The organism is Pseudomonas sp. GL_139_B (assembly GCF_057834475.1).
Map to the genome: position 1 here is coordinate 2787776 of NZ_CM174403.1, position 17626 is coordinate 2805401.

Genomic DNA, 17626 nt, shown 5'->3' on the forward strand with positions numbered 1-17626 from the left:
GACACCTGGACCCGACATGAAGGCCGCACCCCGCCAGGGAGGCGGCCTTCAGCTTTTAGGCGTTTGGGTCGGAATTGAATTGAGCACCGGATTACCGTCTTTGTTGCGGGTCAGGTAAACCGGCAGCACCTTGGGCAGGGAAGCCACCAGGCTGTTGAGCTCCTTGATGTTGTAGATACCGCCGAGGCGGATCTGGCCGGTGCTGTGATCGGCCACCATCACCGGTTTGCTCAGGTAACGATTGATCAACGGCAAGGCATCGGTGAGTGACAGGTTATCGAGCACCAGTTTGCCACTGCGCCAGGCCAGCGAATTGTCGTTGGCATAGGTCTGACCGATTTGTGGTGTGAAGTCGCCTTGCTTGAAACGCGCCTGCATGGCTGGACCGAGACGTAAGCCATCGCCGGGAAGGTCGTCATTGCTGGTGACCAGCACAGAGCCTTCGATCAGGTTCACGCGAACCTGATCTTCGTACATCCAGACATTGAATTGGGTCCCAGTGACGCGAATCCTGCCGTCTGCGGCCCTGACGATAAACGGGTGAGTCGTGTCATGGCTGACACTGAAGAACGCTTCGCCTTTTTTCAGCGTCAGCCGACGCTGATCCTTGTAATTGCTGAACGTCAGCTCACTGCCAAGATTGAGTTCTACCTGACTGCCATCGCTCAGGGTGACCTGGCGGACAGTGTCGTTGGCTTCAAAGTGCTGGTACGAATTCGGCAGCCAGCCCATGTTCCAGCCGCTCAAAGCCGCGAGCGGCAACACCACCGCGCAAACGGCGGCGGCAATGCCGACACTGCGCCAGGACTTAGCCGATTTCAAACGTCTAACAGGCTCAATTGCTTCGGGACGTGGTAGCGCCCCTGCGACCTCCCAAATCTCCAGCATGGCTTCATATTCGAATGCATGCAGCGGATGAGCGTCCCGCCATTGTTCGAAGAGGACCCGTTCTTCGGCGGTGCAGTCGACAGCATGCAGACGCATGCACCAATGCGCTGCGGCATCGGTGATAGCGTCATATTCGGCTGGCGATAGAGAGTTGTCGGTCATTGACTCATCCTGATTTTCGGCATTCTAACCTTGCGGGGAAGCCTGCGAGAACTGCCATCATGGCCATTAACCATCAAATTTGTTTTTTTTGAGGTCAGGGTGTACTGGCGTGGAGTTTTCGTCCCAGATGACCGATGAGCCAAGCGATGCTGTCGGAGTTACCCAGCTGTACTTTCAGCCTGATCAGCGGGTCTTTCTTGAAGGTGTGACGGGCCCCGCTCAGGTTTTCTGCGCCAGTCAACTCCAAAACATGATCTTTCACTCGTTCAGTGTCCTCATGAATGGAATGACCCAATTCCTGCCATTCTCCAGTATCAGGGTCCTCAACCATGAACAGCCGGGTATAGGGTGTCTTGAGCGACAGTGCGGTGCTTTGTACCGCCGTCAACTCGTTTTTGAGGGCATTGGCAACCGGGTTGGACGTTTCAAATAGATCGGCGAATGGGCGACCGGGGTCGAGGTAGGTAATGTCTTCGGCTTTACAAGCGATGTGTCCAAGCTCATGAATAATCGTCATCGCTCTGCTATGGGCTCCGATAGGGAATTGCGCGTCGCTCAGGTGTTGGCGGTAGTGCTCGAAGTTGGGCGCAAAGAATTTATCGGCCAGGTGAATTTTTTTCTTCGCATCCTTGGGAATGATAAAGGCGAATGTTTGCTCCGCGCCCGCAATCACCCTGCCGACCACAAAACGATCGGAATCGGACTTTCTGAGCGTTGGGTCCAGCAAGGCTGTAAAAATCTCTGTCACGACTTTTTCAAGATGTTCGACATGCGCGGGCAGTACTTGCGATACGCCCATGAAGTCGGCGATGAGCTGATGCACCGGGGTGTTCGTGCCGTCGGAAGTCTTGAGCAATTGCAGGTTTCGGAAACTGTTCCAGGCGTAGGTGGTTGCCTGGTCCAGCGCTTCGTCGATCAGGAGGGCCCTGTGCGGAAACAGTCGACGGATCCGTGGCATGCCACTGGCATCGATGTTCATGCCTCCCCACACAGCCAATGCGGTATCCAATCGATTGACGAGGCTGAAGTGGGGCCCTGGCGTTCCACGGTTCAGGACCCATTGTTTCGCCAGGTTTTGGCGCAGCACAGGGCCGCGGTTTTTGGTGCCTGCAATGCGCCAGAGGGTGCCGTGCTGGTTGACCGGATACACTTTTCCTTCAACTGCTGCGTAGTGTTTCCTGGTTTTGGTGTGGGTATAGAGCCCCAGCGTCGAGTCTGATGTCAGCGATCCTAGATCGACATCGATGCTTTCATGGCGGCTTAGCTCTGTGCGTTCGGGAGCGGTGACGTCGACGTCATGCCAGTTGAATCGGTGGGTGGGGGGCTGCGGCACAACAACTTGTGGCGTCAAAGTCACCGGTGTTTGCCCCCCTGGCAATCTCCGTAGCGTAGCGAGCTGAGCAATACCGTTAATGAATTCTTTTAGCGCGGGCCCCCATTTATGCGTCTGAAGGTCCTCGGCGGATTGCTTGATGTGGCGGTAACTGCGCCACACAGTAATAGGGTAGGCGAGTTTACCCATGAAAAATGAATACGCCTGGTGCAGGTCTTCGCTCAACACATGCTTGATGATTGTCCATTCACTGTGTTTTTTGTCGTCGGACTGACAACCCAGCAATCGGCCCAACAGCGCGGCGTTGTCATTGAACAACTGACTGAACAGGTGTCCCTTGATCGGATTGGACGCCAGTGTGACGTCGCTGACGTGGTTGTTGGAAGGCGTTGTTGTTGCTCTGCCAGCTCGGTTAAGAGGGATAGCCATCCGGTATTCCAGCAGTGTCCGGTCGGGCTGCGGCAGGTGGGTGAGTATCCAGTCGAGCAATGGTCCCCGCGCTTTCAACTCTGTCAGCAGTTGCGCTTCGTTTTCATATTCCTTGATCCCGTGATGCGGGCTGTGCGGCGCAAGCAGGACTTGCGGAGCTGCGCTATCTGTATTTGAACCAATCAGGTAGACACCCGGAACTTTGATCGTCTGTGCGTTCTTGACCCCCAGGAACTCAAGCGGGCGAATGATGGCGTGGGCGCCGTCGACTGCCGCACGGGCGATAGCGTCGGGCATGTCCATGATTTGCCGGATCAGATCAAATCCCGTTTCGCTCAGGCGTTCCTGCAGCTTTTCGGTGTGGGCGTAATGCATCAGTTGCCAGGGCAGTTGTCTATAAAACCGCGTTCTGCGATGTGCGTTGGCGGGGATGTCTGCAAGGGCTTCGCTCAGTATTTTCTGTTGGTGCTCGCCCGGTTTCAGGTTTCGTATCAGGTCTTTGACGTAGCGTTCGTCCATTTCTTGGGAAATCACGCTGTTATCAAGTGATTGCAGTGTAAATCGGGCCTGATCCAGGTCCTTGAAAGGCGTCAATGCAAAGTCGGTGAGGGTTTGAGTCCGGGCCGGCGACGTCGGGCGTGCGCTGATCTGGATCAGAACCTTGTCCGAGTCGATGTTGAAGTCGTCTGCCTTGAGTTGTTTTTCAAGTTCGAGGTGAGCCGTGCGCGCCAATGACTGCAGGCCAGTCAGGTAATCCTGGTCGTCATTGACGTTGTTGAGGTATTGCTGAAGCAGTTCGCCATGAAGCACCAGATCTTTAATGGACGCCTTGGTCAGCCATGCTGGCAGTGTTTCCTGAGTCGTCAGGGACTGGGCAATGTCCGTTGCAGTGCGTAAGCCCGTCTGCGGGGACCGTAATGACACCAGATTCAGAAGGTCCGCCCGTAGCGCGGGGGAGGACGGCGTCGCCAGCGCGCGGGTGATGCATGCCTGGTCAAGATGGACATTGGGTTTTTGAAGACGATCGAAAAAATTCCCGTGTATCCGTTGCAGGGGTGCCAGCGCATAACTTCTACCAGGCAAACGCTCGCTACGGCCAAGGTTCTCCAGAAGGGTTAAACGCAGAACGTCATGCTTGAGGCGATGATCCAGCACCGCCTGTAATCGTGACAGTGACACGAAGGCTTCAAATCCCGATGCAGGCGTCCACAAAATCGTCTTGCCCGAGTGCTCGGGGTCCAGGCCGCCTCGCTCAGTCAGCACAAAACAACTGGCCACCTGCAACGGGGCTGCCGCGCCCGCGGCCTTCAATGCCAAGGCAAATACGTCCGGTAGAAAACCGTTCAAGGCGGCTCGCTGCAGGTGTATCGGGCTATCGAGCACGGTTTTGATAATTGCCTGTGCCGTCGAGTCCAGGGTGCGTGTGACCGAGCGCAGCTTCAACTCACTGCGCAATGCGGTTGACAGGGTATGGGTAAAGCTTGATTGCAGGTTATCCACGGATGAACTGACGAGGCTTTGTAACTGCTCGAAGGTGGTGAGGCCCGCGGGAATGGCCGGGTGTTGTTTTTTCCGTTGATCTAGCGCCTGTTCAACCGAGTCGAGCAGTGCCAATTCCTTTTTGGCTGACTCCGCTCGCACGGTCGCCGGTTGCCCGCTCTTGCGCTGGTCGACCCTTGTACTCCAGCGGCCTGCGGCATCGGTGGACAGTAGCCTCTCGTCGAGCAGTCCACGGACATCCAGCGCATTATCAAGCAAGGCATGGGCGGACAGAGTGCCTTCGCTTTCACGGTAACGGCTCAAAGCATGGCTAAGGTTGTCCCGTTGCTTGTCAAGGATGTCAGCCAGGACTGCTTCAAATACCGGGCCTGTGATGGGGCGGCCTTCAATCAAACGTTCCTCCGGCTGCAAGGCTAAAAAGTTGGCGCGTTCATCCAGTGACATGAAGTTGAGCAGCGTGTCTTCATGCCCTTCGCTTTTCATCATCTGCAGCACGATTTCTTTGACGGCTGACAGGTCGTCAGTCGCTTCGATGCCTCTGGACGGGGTGTACAAAAATCCCAGCGTGTCGGCGCCTCCGATCATCAAGGCTGAGGCCAGCTCGGCAAAATGCTTGAAGGGTGCAGTGACCCGCACTTTTTCGATGCACTGCGCGGCGTCATTGGGGGCGAGACTGACATTCATCAGCCGCATATATTCTTGCGTTGATAGGACGCCTTCCTGGCGCTGGAGTAAAAGCTTCAGGTGAAACGTATCGCGCAAGCCCTCGGTGAAAAACTCCCGGCGTGACAAGCCATTGCTCATGGCGGTGTTCCAGAACATATCGAGCTGATTGTGCAAGTGGGGTGTGAAGCTTTGGGCGATCTCTTTAACGGCACCTTCCCAGGCCAGGTTATCCGCATCGCTGCTCACGCTATGCCCAGGATTGGAAAAGACTCTGGAGTCGCCTGCGGGCCACTGATTGGTCAGATAAAAGTGGAGAAGGGCATCGCCCAGAGGAAGCGAGGAAATCGTGTGCTGGTAGTCGTCGCCGTCAAAGACTGAAATTGACCTGACAAAACTCTTGAGTCGTGTAAGGCGCTGGTCGAGGCCCGGAAACGGCTTGTGCAGGGCGTTTTTCAGCGTGTCGTTCAGCATCGATTGCAATGTCGGCATTTTGAGCAGTTCGGCCATCATCGACTGGATGTTCTGCGTCTGGTTGCTTTCAAGGGTGAGCTGCTGGTTCTGGAAGACCGCGCCTTCGATTGCTTTTGTGGAAATGTCGGGTGTCGTGGCGTCGGCTAAAGCACAGCGCTGTTCGATCGAGAGAAAACGCAACAGTTCACGCTTGCCGGCGTCCGCCGCCAGCCACTCCTTGAGCTTGCTTTTGAGGTCGTGCATGTCCGCGAACTTGGTCAGGCCTTTCCAAGGCGTGTAGAGCGTGACCTCTCCATCCATGGGGCGGCTCATGGCGAACGTGCCGGCCAGTGGAACATCGTTTGTGCCTGGCCTGCTCAGCAACAGCTGCGAAACATGCATGGGGTCTTTTTGCGTGGTACGGGCTCTATCAGTCGCCAGATAAACGTTCTTCATCCATTTCAGGTCGTCAAGCGTGAAGCCCAGCGCTTTTTCGCGGTCACCGGGTTCGCGGGCACCGGCGGCGCGTTGTGCCTCGTCGAAAAAATACGGGATTGGGGGAACAGTCATGGTTGTCCTCGATGTGCTGTGATCGGTTGACCGCAGTCGTTAAGTCGAGGAAAAACAGTACGGCCGCTGGAAGGCTAAAGTGCGGTACATATTGCTTGAGTCGATTCGTTGGTTGAGGCTTGACAGGACGACGGTAGAGCAGCGCTTAATCGGCGACCTTTTTGGGTTGCCTTGCAACCTTGTTTCACCCTGTTGCCCGTACTCAATAATAAAACTGGAGCTTCAGATGACCGCATCGCCCGAGATGGCCGGCAGTTCGAACACCCAAACGCTCGATTTCGACGCGCTCGTTCAATTGCTCGAACAGATTTTCCTGCGTCATGGCACTTCTACCGAGGTCGCCCGGACGCTGGCCCTGAATTGTGCTGGTGCTGAGCGCGACGGTGCTCACAGCCACGGTGTGTTCCGTATTCCCGGTTATGTCTCGACGCTGAACAGCGGCTGGGTCAATGGCCAGGCCGTGCCGGTGGTGGAAGACGTCGCCTCGGGGTTTGTCCGGGTTGATGCCTGCAATGGATTCGCCCAGCCGGCCCTGGCGGCGGCACGCGCCCTGTTGGTGGAAAAGGTTCGCAGCGCCGGCATTGCGGTGCTGGCGATTCGCAACTCACACCATTTCGCCGCCTTGTGGCCAGACGTCGAACCGTTTGCTTATGAAGGGCTGGTGGCGTTGAGCGTGGTCAACAGCATGACCTGCGTGGTGCCGCACGGTGCCGATCGTCCATTGTTCGGCACTAACCCGATCGCATTCGCTGCCCCTCGGGCTGGAGGTGAACCGATAGTCTTCGACCTGGCCACCAGCGCCATTGCCCATGGCGATGTGCAGATCGCAGCACGCAAGGGCGAGCGCTTGCCGGCAGGCATGGGCGTGGACAGCCTTGGCCAGCCGACACAGGACCCGAAAGCGATTCTCGAAGGTGGCGCCTTGCTGCCATTTGGCGGGCACAAAGGTTCGGCCTTGTCGATGATGGTGGAACTGTTGGCGGCAGCGCTGACCGGCGGCAATTTTTCCTTTGAGTTCGATTGGTCTAACCACCCAGGGGCCAAGACGCCCTGGACCGGTCAACTGTTGATCGTGATCGACCCGAGCAAGTCGGCCGGGCAGAATTTTGCCGAGCGCAGTCAGGAACTGGTTCGGCAGATGCACGGCGTGGGGCTCAAGCGCCTGCCGGGTGATCGGCGCCATAAGGAACGGGCCAAGTCCGGTGCTCAAGGCATTACGCTCGACGCCGAGACATTGGCGAACCTGCGAGCACTCGCGCAGTAATCAGCAAACGACACAATCCTGTAGCAGCTGGCGCAGCCTGCGTCCGGCTGCTACAAAACAGAGTAAGGCGGGTGAGACAAAAGTACTGTTTAACGCCGTCCCAACAACAACCCCACCACCAGGCCAAATCCTGCAGAGATGGCCACGGTTTGCCATGGATGCCCACCAATGTAGGTTTCGGTGGCATCGAAGGCGGGTTTGGTGCGGTCGCGCACACTGCTGACTGAATCCCTTGCCTGCTGGAGTTTCAGGGCGATTTGCTCGCGCAGGGTCTCTGCTTCCTCACCGACCAGTTCTGCACTGCGGGTCAGCAGTTTTTCCGACTCTTCGATCAGCGTTGCCAGCTCGCTGAACGCCAGTTCCTTGATTTGGTCTTCGGCGACTTGTGCAGCAGTTTTGCGAGCCATTGAGGTACTCCTTTCAGGTAATTGGGCAGTGAACAATGGAGTCTAGCGCTGGCGAAAAAGTTGCAGCGAATTTTCGTGTTGACCCCGAGGGGTGAAAAATTCCTGAGTCGGACATTTCGTCCTACAGTGTAAGATGTCGCCTATTTTACGCAGCAGGAAATTCCCATGAGCTTCAATCTGGCCGACAAACCCCTCGCCGAGCGCGCTGCGCTTGAAGATGAAAAGTCCCGTCTGTTCGACCTCTGGCAAAGCAACCTGGGCAAATCCAAGGGCGAGGCCGCGCGCTTGTTCGGTGAGCGCGCCAAGCGCAAAGGCAAGTGGGCTGAATGGGTCCGTGCCGAGCTCGACGCGATGTCACCGCCGGAATTCGCCAACATGGTGCGCAGTGAAGTCAACCGTCTCATGGCTGCCAGCAAGTAAGTCCTGCTTTCAGGCAAAACAGGCGACAATCGCTTCGCGCACTTTCAATACGACCGGGTCGAGCTGGGTGCTGGTGCGCCAGCCCAGTTCGATCGGGTATCGCGGCAAGGCCAAAGGGCAGGGCAGCAGCGCCAGCCCACTGAGCGCCGCAATGCTTTGCGCCGCATGCGCCGGAATGGTCGCCACCGCCTGACTGCCCTTGAGTAAGTGCGGTAACGCGGCAAAATGTGTGGTCGACGCACATACCCGACGACTCAGCCCCAGCGCCGCTAATCCTTCATCAGTGATGCCGATAAAACCGCCGGACGACACCAAAATGTGCTCGCGAGCGACGAACTCTTCAAGGCTGATGACCTGTTGCCTTTCGGTCAGGCTGGCGCGGTCCACCAGGCACAAATACCCGCCTTCTCCCAACACCTGACGACTGAGCAATCGCTCGGCAAATCCGCCGGCGGTGATCGCCAGGTCGATGCTGCGCTCCATCAGGGCATGGGCGACGATCTGGCTGTGGGTTTGCCGGAAAATCAGCCGCAGTTTCGGTGCTGTCCGGGCGATGTCTTCGATCAGTCGACGGCCATAGGCGATCTCGAAATCATCCGACATCCCCACCGACACTGAGCGGCCGTCGTACTGATGGGCCGCCGGATCGACCATCGCCAGACTTTGGCGGCATTTGTTAAGCGCATCGCTGACCACCGGTTTCAATTGGTTGGCTTTGAGCGTCGGTGCCAGTCCACGGCCGGTGCGCACAAACAACTGATCGCCATACACCTCGCGCAGCCTGCGCAGCGCGGCACTGACCGCCGATTGCGTCACGCCCAGGCGCAAGGCCGCACGGCTGGCGCTGGACTCTTCATGCAGGGCTTCGAAGACTTTGAGCAGGTTGAGGTCGACGGTAGCGATATTCATGGCGTTCATATCATTCAGCAGTGAATCGGGCTTTATTCATGATCCCGTGGCGTCGGAGAATGAGCAATACCTGATGCCACTGGAGTTACTGCGATGCCCACGTCAATCGTTGCCGCACTGCAAATCGGCGCCTTGCCCGGCGGCAAGGCCGATACCCTGGAGCAGATTCTTGCCTGGGAAAACGCCGTAACCGAATCCGGGGCGCAATTGGTGGTGATGCCCGAAGCGTTGCTCGGCGGTTACCCCAAGGGCGAGGGGTTCGGCACGCAACTGGGTTATCGACTGCCGGAGGGGCGTGAAGCGTTCGCCCGGTACTTCGCCAACGCCATTGACGTGCCCGGCCCCGAGACTGAAGCCCTGGCCGGGTTGTCGGCGCGTACCGGGGCCAATCTGGTGGTCGGCGTGATTGAACGCGCGGGCAGTACGCTGCATTGCACGGCGCTGTATTTCGATCCGCAGGCGGGACTGATCGCCAAACACCGCAAGTTGATGCCCACCGGCACCGAAAGGCTGATCTGGGGCAAAGGCGATGGCTCGACGTTACCGGTCATCGACAGCCAGGTCGGACGACTCGGCGCGGTGATTTGCTGGGAGAACATGATGCCGCTGCTGCGCACTGCGATGTACGCCAAAGGCATTGAGGTGTGGTGCGCGCCGACGGTGGACGAGCGCGAAATGTGGCAGGTCAGCATGCGTCACATCGCCCATGAAGGACGTTGCTTTGTGGTCAGCGCCTGTCAGGTCCAGGACTCACCGCAAGCCTTGGGTGTGGAGATTGCGAACTGGCCGGCGGACCGGCCGCTGATCGCTGGCGGTAGTGTGATTGTCGGGCCGATGGGCGATGTACTGGCGGGACCGTTGCGCGATGGACCTGGGTTACTGACGGCTGAAATCGACACGGACGATCTGATTCGCGCCCGATATGACTACGACGTGGTTGGGCACTACGCGCGGCCGGATGTGTTTGAGCTCTGCGTTGATGAACGACCAAAACCCGGCGTCCGCTTCATCGCCTAACCAATGTGGGAGTGAGCCTGCTCGCGATAGCGGTTAGTCATGCAACATTTTTGTCGACTGATCCACCGCTATCGCGAGCAGGCTCACTCCCACAAGGGGTATGCGGTGATCACACTTAATGTGTGTCCTTTAAGAGCGGTTCACCTGTGCGACCGCCCCAGGCATTGCGGGTTCAGCCTTGGTCGGCACATCAGGGTTTTCCATGACCTGAAGGATCGAGGCTTCCGGATCGAAATCGTCTTCTTCCAGTTCGATGAACTCCTCGGGCAGGAAGATATTGAGCACGATAGCGCACAACGCCCCGACGGTAATCGGCGATTCAAAAATGTTGTGCAGTGCCATCGGCAACTCGCGCAACACCTCGGGCACTGCCGCCACACCCAGGCCCATGCCGAGGGAAATTGCCACAATCAGCATGTTGCGTCGATGCAGGCCTGCTTCGGCGAGAATCTTGATCCCGGCCACCGCCACCGTGCCGAACATCACCAGTTCGGCGCCGCCGAGCACGGGTTTTGGCATCAGTTGCAGCACCGCGCCGATCATTGGGAACAACCCCAGCAGCACCAGCAAACCGGCGATGAAGAACGCCACGTAGCGACTGGCCACACCAGTGAGCTGGATCACGCCGTTATTCTGCGCAAACGTGACCATCGGCATGCTGTTGAACACGGCGGCCATGGCGGAGTTAAGGCCATCGGCGAGCAGGCCGGATTTGATCCGGCGGATGTAGATCGGGCCTTTGACCGGTTGCCGCGAAATCATGGAATTGGCGGTCAGGTCACCGGCGGCTTCCAGCGGCGACACGAGGAAAATCACCGCGATCGGCACAAACGCGACCCAGTCGAAGTTGAAGCCGTACTTGAACGGCACCGGCACGCTCATCAGCGGTACGTCGGGCAGGCTGGCGAAATCGACGTCGCCCAACAGCCAGGCCACGACGTAGCCCAGGGTCAGGCCGATCACGATCGCGCCGAGGCGCAGAAACGGCACATCGACCCGGTTCAACAGCACAATAGTGCCGAGTACCAAGGCCGCCAGCGCCAAATGACTGGCTGCACCGAGGTCCGCCGCGCCGAAGCCACCGGCGATGTCGGTCATGGCCACTTTGATCAGCGACAAGCCCATCAAGGTGATGATGGTGCCGGTGACCACCGGCGTGATCAGCATCCGCAGTCTGCCGATGAACTGGCTCAGCGCCACTTCAATAAATGCCGCAAAAAAGCACACGCCAAAAATCGTCGAGAGGATTTCATCGGTGCCACCGCCCCGTGCCTTGACCATGAACCCGGCGCTGAGAATCACACTGATGAACGAGAAGCTGGTGCCTTGCAGACACAGCAAGCCAGAGCCGACCGGGCCAAACCGTCGGGCTTGAACAAAGGTGCCCAGGCCCGACACGAACAGCGCCATGCTGATCAGGTACGGTATTTCGCTGTGCAGACCAAGAGCGCCGCCCATGATCAGGGTCGGCGTGATGATGCCGACAAAACTTGCCAACACGTGTTGCAGCGCGGCAAAAACGGTGGCTGTCAGGTGTGGGCGGTCGTTGAGGCCGTAAATCAGGTCGTTATTGCGCGCAGCGAGGGCTTTTTCAGAGGCGGTCATGGTTGATTGCGAGCCCAAAGGCGGGACGGGTCAGAAAATGGAGGCGCAGGATGCCAGCAGCGGGCACTGAGGGCAACGAATCAAAACTGCCTGAAAGGTCAGGTTTTTCTGAATGCGGCGAGCAAATCCTGCTCAAACGCCTTCTGCGCATCCCCTGGCACCTGAGCGCGATGTCGCGCCAGATGGAACGCGACCTCAAAACTCATCTCGCCCTGACGCACGGCACGCAACAACCCCTTGTCTTCCCAGCTGCGCGCAAAGTGATTGGGCAAGTAGCCGACATGCTTACCGGACAGAATGAACGCGAGGGTGCCTTCGACTTGCTCGGAGCGCGCCGAACACAGTTTTCCTTGAAACGGTTCGTCGGTGCGCAGAAACCGGTAGGGATGATCGACCCGGTCGCAGGCTTGCAGCGCTTCGTCGTTCGGCGCGTCATCGGTAAACAGCGCATGCCCGGGAGCGCAATACAAGTGCTGGGTTTCGGTGAACAGCTCGCGATAGTCAAACGCGCTTTGCACCTGGGAGAAATAGCCGATGGCCAGGTCCAGCCGTTGTTGCAGCAGTAAACGTTCCATTTCGCCGGGCATGGCACTGATCAGTTCGATACGCACCGATTCGTCCCGCTCACGAAAGCGCCGTATCGCGTCCGCCACCCGTTGCAGCACCGATTGATCAAGGGCTTCGGACAGCCCCAGGCGCACTTCGCCAATCAATCTGCCCGCCACGCCGTTGGATTGATGACGAAACGCTTCGATGGACTCAAACAGCCCGCGCGTCGCGGTCAACAGCTGTTCGCCTTTGGGCGTGATCTTGAACCCGCCCTTGCCGCGACTGCACAAGCGATAGCCGAGGCGCGTTTCGAGCTTGGCCATTTGTTGGCTGATGCTCGACTGGCTCAAGCCCAGCTCGCCTTGGGCGGCGCTGAAACCGCCACACTCGACCACGTTGACGAACAGGCGCAGCAGTTGCAAATCCAGATCGTGAAGTTGCCTGAGCATCAAACATTACTCCGCCATAAAGTCAGGTTAATAAACTTGATATTTTGCCAATGTATCCGAGCGCGCATGCTGCCACCACTTCCTCTGGTCAGGTGTTCGTCATGGCTCCCATGTTCAAGCTGTGTTTCCCCGCGTTATTACTCGCCATGGCTGTGTCGGCTCAGGCGCAGGAAAAGACCGTCAACCTCTACAGTTGGTCCGACTACGTGGCGCCTGAAACCTTGCAGGCGTTCGAAAAGGAAACCGGGATTCACGTGCGCTACGACACGTTCGATTCTTCGGAAGTGCTGGAAACCAAACTGCTGACTGGCGGCAGTGGCTACGACGTGGTGGTGCCGTCGTCCAGCGTGCTCGCCCGTGGTCTGGCGGCGGGTGCGCTGAAGGAAATCCCCCACGAAGGGCTCAAGGGCTACGCCAACCTCGACCCGGACCTGCTTGAAAAACTGGCCGCCGTCGATCCCGGCAATCGCTATGGCGTGCCGTATACCTGGGGCACGCTGGGTTTGGGGATGAACGTCGAAGCGGTGCAGAAACGTCTGCCGAAAGTGCCACTCAACAGCCTCGACCTGCTGTTCAAGCCAGAATACGCCAGCAAGTTGAAAGACTGTGGCATCGCGATTCTCGATTCGCCGCAAGAAGTCATCGGCCTGGCGCTGCACTATCTGGGTAAAGATCCCTACAGCACTGACAAGGCTGATCTGACAGCCGCCGAGGCGTTGTTGCATCAGTTGCAGCCGAATGTGTTGTATGTCGCCACCGGGCGGCAGATCAGTGATTTGGCCAATGGCAGCGTCTGTCTGGCGCTGACCTACAACGGTGACGCCAGCATGGCCGCCGATCAGGCACGCAAGGCCAACAAGCCGTTTGAGGTGGCGTACCGGATTCCGAAGGAGGGCACGCTGGTCTGGCAGGACAACCTGGCGATTCCCAAGGACGCTCCGCACCCCGAAGAAGCCCGGGCCTTTATCGAATTCATGCTGCGCCCTGAATCCGTGGCGGCGCTGACCAACACGCTGTTTTTCGCCACGGCCAACCAGGCGGCGACCCCGCTGGTGGATGAAGCCGTGCGCACCGATCCGGACATTTTTCCGCTGCCCGAGATGCGCGCACGCCTGTACGCCGACCAAAGCATGAGCCTCAAGGACCTGCGTTCGCGCACTCGCCTGTGGACCACGTTCCGTAGCCGCCAATAATTAAAAAGGAGATCACCATGGACGTCCCGATGCAAAACGATCAGGCCATGACCCGCGACAGCCTCTATGGCACTGCGGCCGAAAGCACCTACGCCGGCATCACCAGTTTCATGCGTCGTCGCTATAGCCGCGACTTGCGTGGTGTTGATGTCGCGGTCAGCGGTGTCCCGTTCGACACCGCCACCAGCAACCGTCCGGGTGCCCGTTTCGGGCCGCGCGGGATTCGCGCCGCGTCCACCGGGATTGCCTGGGAACGCCACTGGCCGTGGACGTTTGATCCGTTCGATCACTTGGCGGTCATCGACTACGGCGATTGCGATTTCGATTACGGTTCACCACACACGGCGCCCGAAAGCATCGAAGCCCACGCCGAACACATCCTGAACAGCGGTAGCGCGATGCTGACGTTCGGCGGCGATCACTTTATTACCTACCCGCTGCTCAAGGCCCATGCGCGCAAACATGGTGCGTTATCGCTGATCCACTTCGACGCGCACAGCGACACCTGGCCGGACGAGGACGGTAAGCGGGTCGACCATGGCACCATGTTTTGGCATGCCGCCAGGGAAGGGCTGGTGGATCCTTCGCGTTCGGTACAAATCGGCTTGCGCACCACCAATGACGATCACCAGGGTTTTCAGGTGCTGGATGCGCGTCAGGTACATCGCCAGGGGTGTGAGGCGATTGTCGAAGCGATCCGGGCGAGGGTAGGGGATAACCCGGTGTACCTGACGTTCGATATCGACTGCCTCGACCCGGCTTTTGCGCCTGGCACCGGAACGCCGGTATGCGGTGGCTTGAGCACCGTGCAGGCGCTGGAGATTTTGGGCGGATTACGCGGGATCAATCTGGTGGGCATGGACGTGGTGGAAGTCGCACCGGCTTATGACCACGCGGACATTACCTCACTGGCGGCGGCGACATTGGCGATGGAAATGCTGTGTTTGTATGCGGCTAAACACAAATTCGATCGGTAACACGCGGTCAAACTGTGGGAGCGGGCCACTGGAATGATGGTCAGGTCGAGGGGCACACCCTTGGCCACAACGCTGACGCCATCCAGCCACGACAACTGCTCACTGTAACCCGACGTCATGGCATACTTCCGCCCATGAATGTCGACTCTCCGTTAAGCGCCTGGCAACACGCCATCGAACACAAGGGCTTCGTTCAGGACGAAGCCCAGGAGCACGCCGTGTGGGCGCTGCAAAAATGCCACGAAGCCTTGCATGAAGGGCGAACGCCGATCATGGGCGTTTACTTGTGGGGGCCGGTCGGGCGCGGCAAGACCTGGTTGATGGATCAGTTCTATCAAACGCTGCGCGTGCCGGCCCGGCGTCAACATTTCCACCATTTCATGGGCTGGGTGCACCAGCGTTCGTTTCAACTGACCGGCACCGCCGACCCGTTGAAGGCGTTGGCGCGGGAGTTGAGTGAGGAAGTGCGCGTGCTGTGTTTTGACGAGTTGTTCGTCAACGACATCGGTGACGCGATTATTCTCGGGCGCTTGTTTCAGGTGATGTTCGAGCAAGGCGTGGTGATGGTGTGTACCTCCAACCAGCCGCCGGATCAGCTCTACGCCGATGGCTTCAACCGTGATCGCTTTGTGCCCGCCATCGAGGCGATCAAGCAGCACATGCAGGTGATCGCCGTGGAGGGCAGCGAAGACCATCGCCTGCACCCCGGCGCGGCGCTGCAGCGTTACTGGGTGAGCGATGCCGCGCATCCCGACGCGCTCGGCGACGTGTTCAAGGCATTGACCGTCGGCCAGTCCGTGTCCAGCGAGCCGGTCACGGTCGGCTACCGTCATGTCAAACCCGTGCAGGCCAGTGCCGCCGTGTTGTGGTGTCGCTATGCCGACCTGTGCGAGCAACCTTTTTCGGCCATGGACTTCATAACTCTGTGTGACACCTACAGCGCTATTCTGTTGAGTGAGGTGCCGAACCTCAGCGCGCAAAAACGTGAAGGGCGCATTGCCCGAGGCACCGAAGACGCTGCCGAACACGTCGTTGCGGGGGACCGCGAACTGCCGCAATTGTCCGTGCACGACGATGGCGTGCGACGTTTCATTGCGCTGGTGGACGAGTGCTACGACCGCAAAGTGCCGCTGTACCTCGAAGCGCAGGTGCCAATGGAGGCCTTGTACACCGAAGGTTACCTGCAATTCCCGTTCCGCCGTACCTTAAGCCGATTACAGGAAATGCAGCTGCAACGTTTCGCTGAAGCCTAGTTTCCGGGAGCCGCGAATATGAATCAGCCCCTGTCTCATCATTTGCTGACCATGGCTTATCAGAACGCCTGGGCCAATCACCGACTCGCCAAGGCCTGGGGCCAGTTGAGCCAGGCCGAACTGGCCGCTCCACGGGGCAGCTTCTTCCCCAGCCTCATCGCTACCCTTAACCACATCCTGACCTGTGACTGGTTTTACGTGGATGCGCTGGAGCGCGAGTTGCGCGGTGACGATCCGCATCACGATTGCCGCTCTTTTTTTAAAGAAGACGTACCGTTTACCGTCGGCGCTGATCTCAGGCGCGAACAATCACTGGTCGACAATCGATTGATCGCTTACTGCGAGCAATTGCGCGACGCCGACCTCGGGCGAATCGTGACCATCGCCCGGGACACGCCACAACATGACAGCCGTTTGCGACTGCTGTCCCATCTGTTCGAACACCAGCTTCATCATCGCGGCCAGGTCCATGCCATGCTCAGTGGCACCTCGGTCGCACCACCGCAACTGGACGAGTTTTTTTGCGCTGGCGAGTCGGGTCTGCGGGCGGCGGATTTTGCCGAGTTGGGATGGACCGAGACGCTGATCTGGGGTGTTTGAGGCAGGATCAAGTTGTCGGCGATGGCGACTCGCGATAATGTCCTTCGACTTTGCGGCGCGAGCTACGCGCCGGGACCACGATGGGATAGCAACGATGGAAAGGGAATCCGCAGACATACTTGTCCTTCAGGCCAGTTACACCAACCCGGTGCATGCCGAGGCGATTGGTGTGGTGCTCAATGCCTATGCCCAAGACCCTATGGGCGGCGGGCATGTGTTGCCCGAGGATATTCTGCTGCAATTGCCGGGGGAGCTGGCCAAGCGTCCCCACGCCTTCAGTGTGTTGGCTTTTGTCGACGGCGCGCCGGCCGGGCTGGTCAATTGCTTCGAAGGTTTTTCGACCTTTGCCTGCCGACCGCTGGTCAATGTGCACGACGTGTCGGTGGTGCCGCAGTTTCGCGGTCTGGGGCTGAGCCAGAAGATGCTGCAAAAGGTCGAAGACATCGCCCGCCAGCGTGGCTGCTGCAAGATCACCCTGGAAGTCCTCGAAGGCAATGCAGTCGCGCAAGCCTCCTACAGCAAGTTCGGTTTTGCTGCTGGCATGTTCGACCCTGCCCATGGCCGCATGCTGTTCTGGACCAAGAGTCTTTAAGCGCGCCTGAGTATCGATCAGGCATAAAAAAGGCGCCCGTCAGGACGCCCCGCTGGCTTGAATTACTTCGGTTTATAAGACTCGGTCATTTGTGCGGTTGGATCGGTGGGTACTGGCAGTTCGATGTTTTTGATCTCGAAGCCATTAGCCTTCTGTTGGGCGAGATGCAATTTTTCGTAGTAGTAATGCATGCGTTCGCCACCGCGTTCTGCAAAGGCTGTGGCTGAACTGAGGATCAACAGGCTGGCGAGGATCAGGGGTGTACGTTTCATGGGTGTCTCCCATTACGTGTAGCGAGGGCCTTTCATCCGTGAACCAATGTCGAAATGACATTATCCGCCGATTTGCTGAAATGGGAATGAGCATGTTAGAGCCTCTAGTCCAGCCTTGACT

Annotated in this window: 15 protein-coding genes; 8 read left to right on the top strand and 7 right to left on the bottom strand. The window is 58.4% G+C overall.

Annotated features, from left to right (window positions below; translation table 11 throughout):
• Positions 1–48: 48 nt before the first annotated feature.
• Together AC3ISI_RS12820 and AC3ISI_RS12825 are read right to left on the bottom strand one after the other, a co-directional pair.
• Complete coding sequence (locus tag AC3ISI_RS12820; protein ID WP_489337289.1) at positions 49–1050, bottom strand: FecR family protein; 1002 nt, start codon at positions 1048–1050, stop codon at positions 49–51.
• 94 nt (positions 1051–1144) lie between these two features.
• Positions 1145–5998, bottom strand: a complete 4854-nt coding sequence (locus AC3ISI_RS12825; RefSeq protein ID WP_489337290.1) for a dermonecrotic toxin domain-containing protein — start codon at positions 5996–5998, stop codon at positions 1145–1147.
• Positions 5999–6224: 226 nt separating this feature from the next.
• Between AC3ISI_RS12825 and AC3ISI_RS12830 the strand changes: the two genes are divergently transcribed.
• Positions 6225–7262: an Ldh family oxidoreductase gene (locus tag AC3ISI_RS12830; protein ID WP_489337291.1), complete on the top strand. Its 1038-nt coding sequence runs from the start codon at positions 6225–6227 to the stop codon at positions 7260–7262.
• An 89-nt stretch (positions 7263–7351) separates the two neighbouring features.
• Here AC3ISI_RS12830 and AC3ISI_RS12835 read toward each other — a convergent pair whose 3' ends face one another.
• Positions 7352–7669 carry an ElaB/YgaM/YqjD family protein gene (locus AC3ISI_RS12835; protein WP_489337292.1) on the bottom strand — a complete coding sequence of 106 codons (318 nt, stop codon included), beginning with the start codon at positions 7667–7669 and terminating at the stop codon, positions 7352–7354.
• Between the two features lie 165 nt (positions 7670–7834).
• Here AC3ISI_RS12835 and AC3ISI_RS12840 point away from each other — a divergent pair, with 165 nt between their 5' ends.
• Complete coding sequence (locus AC3ISI_RS12840; RefSeq protein WP_223520609.1) at positions 7835–8089, top strand: hypothetical protein; 255 nt, start codon at positions 7835–7837, stop codon at positions 8087–8089.
• Positions 8090–8098: 9 nt separating this feature from the next.
• On the opposite strand, the gene AC3ISI_RS12845 is transcribed toward AC3ISI_RS12840, so the two are convergent.
• The gene (locus tag AC3ISI_RS12845; protein WP_489337293.1) at positions 8099–9007 is read right to left on the bottom strand and encodes a LysR family transcriptional regulator; all 909 of its coding nucleotides are present in this window, start codon (positions 9005–9007) and stop codon (positions 8099–8101) included.
• 84 nt (positions 9008–9091) lie between these two features.
• On the opposite strand from AC3ISI_RS12845, the gene AC3ISI_RS12850 reads away from it, so the two are divergent.
• Positions 9092–10015: a carbon-nitrogen hydrolase family protein gene (locus AC3ISI_RS12850; protein ID WP_489337294.1), complete on the top strand. Its 924-nt coding sequence runs from the start codon at positions 9092–9094 to the stop codon at positions 10013–10015.
• Between the two features lie 129 nt (positions 10016–10144).
• Here AC3ISI_RS12850 and AC3ISI_RS12855 read toward each other — a convergent pair whose 3' ends face one another.
• Positions 10145–11620: a nucleobase:cation symporter-2 family protein gene (locus tag AC3ISI_RS12855; RefSeq protein WP_489337295.1), complete on the bottom strand. Its 1476-nt coding sequence runs from the start codon at positions 11618–11620 to the stop codon at positions 10145–10147.
• A 98-nt stretch (positions 11621–11718) separates the two neighbouring features.
• Entirely contained in the window at positions 11719–12618 is a 900-nt protein-coding gene (locus AC3ISI_RS12860) for a LysR family transcriptional regulator (protein ID WP_489337296.1), read from the bottom strand.
• A 101-nt stretch (positions 12619–12719) separates the two neighbouring features.
• Between AC3ISI_RS12860 and AC3ISI_RS12865 the strand changes: the two genes are divergently transcribed.
• The 5 genes from AC3ISI_RS12865 to AC3ISI_RS12885 all read left to right on the top strand — a co-directional run bounded on the left by AC3ISI_RS12865 (position 12720) and on the right by AC3ISI_RS12885 (position 17233).
• Positions 12720–13811 (top strand): polyamine ABC transporter substrate-binding protein, encoded by a 1092-nt coding sequence (locus AC3ISI_RS12865; RefSeq protein ID WP_489337297.1) that lies wholly within the window; start codon positions 12720–12722, stop codon positions 13809–13811.
• Between the two features lie 17 nt (positions 13812–13828).
• Complete coding sequence (gene speB / locus AC3ISI_RS12870) at positions 13829–14788, top strand: agmatinase (RefSeq protein WP_489337298.1); 960 nt, start codon at positions 13829–13831, stop codon at positions 14786–14788.
• Positions 14789–14922: 134 nt separating this feature from the next.
• Complete coding sequence (gene zapE, locus AC3ISI_RS12875) at positions 14923–16041, top strand: cell division protein ZapE (protein WP_489337299.1); 1119 nt, start codon at positions 14923–14925, stop codon at positions 16039–16041.
• An 18-nt stretch (positions 16042–16059) separates the two neighbouring features.
• Positions 16060–16641: a DinB family protein gene (locus tag AC3ISI_RS12880; protein ID WP_489337300.1), complete on the top strand. Its 582-nt coding sequence runs from the start codon at positions 16060–16062 to the stop codon at positions 16639–16641.
• A gap of 94 nt (positions 16642–16735) precedes the next feature.
• Positions 16736–17233, top strand: a complete 498-nt coding sequence (locus tag AC3ISI_RS12885) for a GNAT family N-acetyltransferase (protein WP_489337301.1) — start codon at positions 16736–16738, stop codon at positions 17231–17233.
• 62 nt (positions 17234–17295) lie between these two features.
• Here the strand turns inward: AC3ISI_RS12885 and AC3ISI_RS12890 are convergent, their stop codons facing one another.
• The gene (locus AC3ISI_RS12890; protein ID WP_489337302.1) at positions 17296–17505 is read right to left on the bottom strand and encodes a hypothetical protein; all 210 of its coding nucleotides are present in this window, start codon (positions 17503–17505) and stop codon (positions 17296–17298) included.
• Positions 17506–17626 lie beyond the last annotated feature (121 nt).

What these genes read in the sequence shown, in the direction of transcription:
- AC3ISI_RS12820 (WP_489337289.1), bottom strand. Translation starts at nt 1,050, where the DNA reads ATGACCGACAACTCTCTATCGCCAGCCGAATATGACGCTATCACCGAT.
- AC3ISI_RS12825 (WP_489337290.1), bottom strand. Translation starts at nt 5,998, where the DNA reads ATGACTGTTCCCCCAATCCCGTATTTTTTCGACGAGGCACAACGCGCC.
- AC3ISI_RS12830 (WP_489337291.1), top strand. Translation starts at nt 6,225, where the DNA reads ATGACCGCATCGCCCGAGATGGCCGGCAGTTCGAACACCCAAACGCTC.
- AC3ISI_RS12835 (WP_489337292.1), bottom strand. Translation starts at nt 7,669, where the DNA reads ATGGCTCGCAAAACTGCTGCACAAGTCGCCGAAGACCAAATCAAGGAA.
- AC3ISI_RS12840 (WP_223520609.1), top strand. Translation starts at nt 7,835, where the DNA reads ATGAGCTTCAATCTGGCCGACAAACCCCTCGCCGAGCGCGCTGCGCTT.
- AC3ISI_RS12845 (WP_489337293.1), bottom strand. Translation starts at nt 9,007, where the DNA reads ATGAACGCCATGAATATCGCTACCGTCGACCTCAACCTGCTCAAAGTC.
- AC3ISI_RS12850 (WP_489337294.1), top strand. Translation starts at nt 9,092, where the DNA reads ATGCCCACGTCAATCGTTGCCGCACTGCAAATCGGCGCCTTGCCCGGC.
- AC3ISI_RS12855 (WP_489337295.1), bottom strand. Translation starts at nt 11,620, where the DNA reads ATGACCGCCTCTGAAAAAGCCCTCGCTGCGCGCAATAACGACCTGATT.
- AC3ISI_RS12860 (WP_489337296.1), bottom strand. Translation starts at nt 12,618, where the DNA reads ATGCTCAGGCAACTTCACGATCTGGATTTGCAACTGCTGCGCCTGTTC.
- AC3ISI_RS12865 (WP_489337297.1), top strand. Translation starts at nt 12,720, where the DNA reads ATGGCTCCCATGTTCAAGCTGTGTTTCCCCGCGTTATTACTCGCCATG.
- speB (WP_489337298.1), top strand. Translation starts at nt 13,829, where the DNA reads ATGGACGTCCCGATGCAAAACGATCAGGCCATGACCCGCGACAGCCTC.
- zapE (WP_489337299.1), top strand. Translation starts at nt 14,923, where the DNA reads ATGAATGTCGACTCTCCGTTAAGCGCCTGGCAACACGCCATCGAACAC.
- AC3ISI_RS12880 (WP_489337300.1), top strand. Translation starts at nt 16,060, where the DNA reads ATGAATCAGCCCCTGTCTCATCATTTGCTGACCATGGCTTATCAGAAC.
- AC3ISI_RS12885 (WP_489337301.1), top strand. Translation starts at nt 16,736, where the DNA reads ATGGAAAGGGAATCCGCAGACATACTTGTCCTTCAGGCCAGTTACACC.
- AC3ISI_RS12890 (WP_489337302.1), bottom strand. Translation starts at nt 17,505, where the DNA reads ATGAAACGTACACCCCTGATCCTCGCCAGCCTGTTGATCCTCAGTTCA.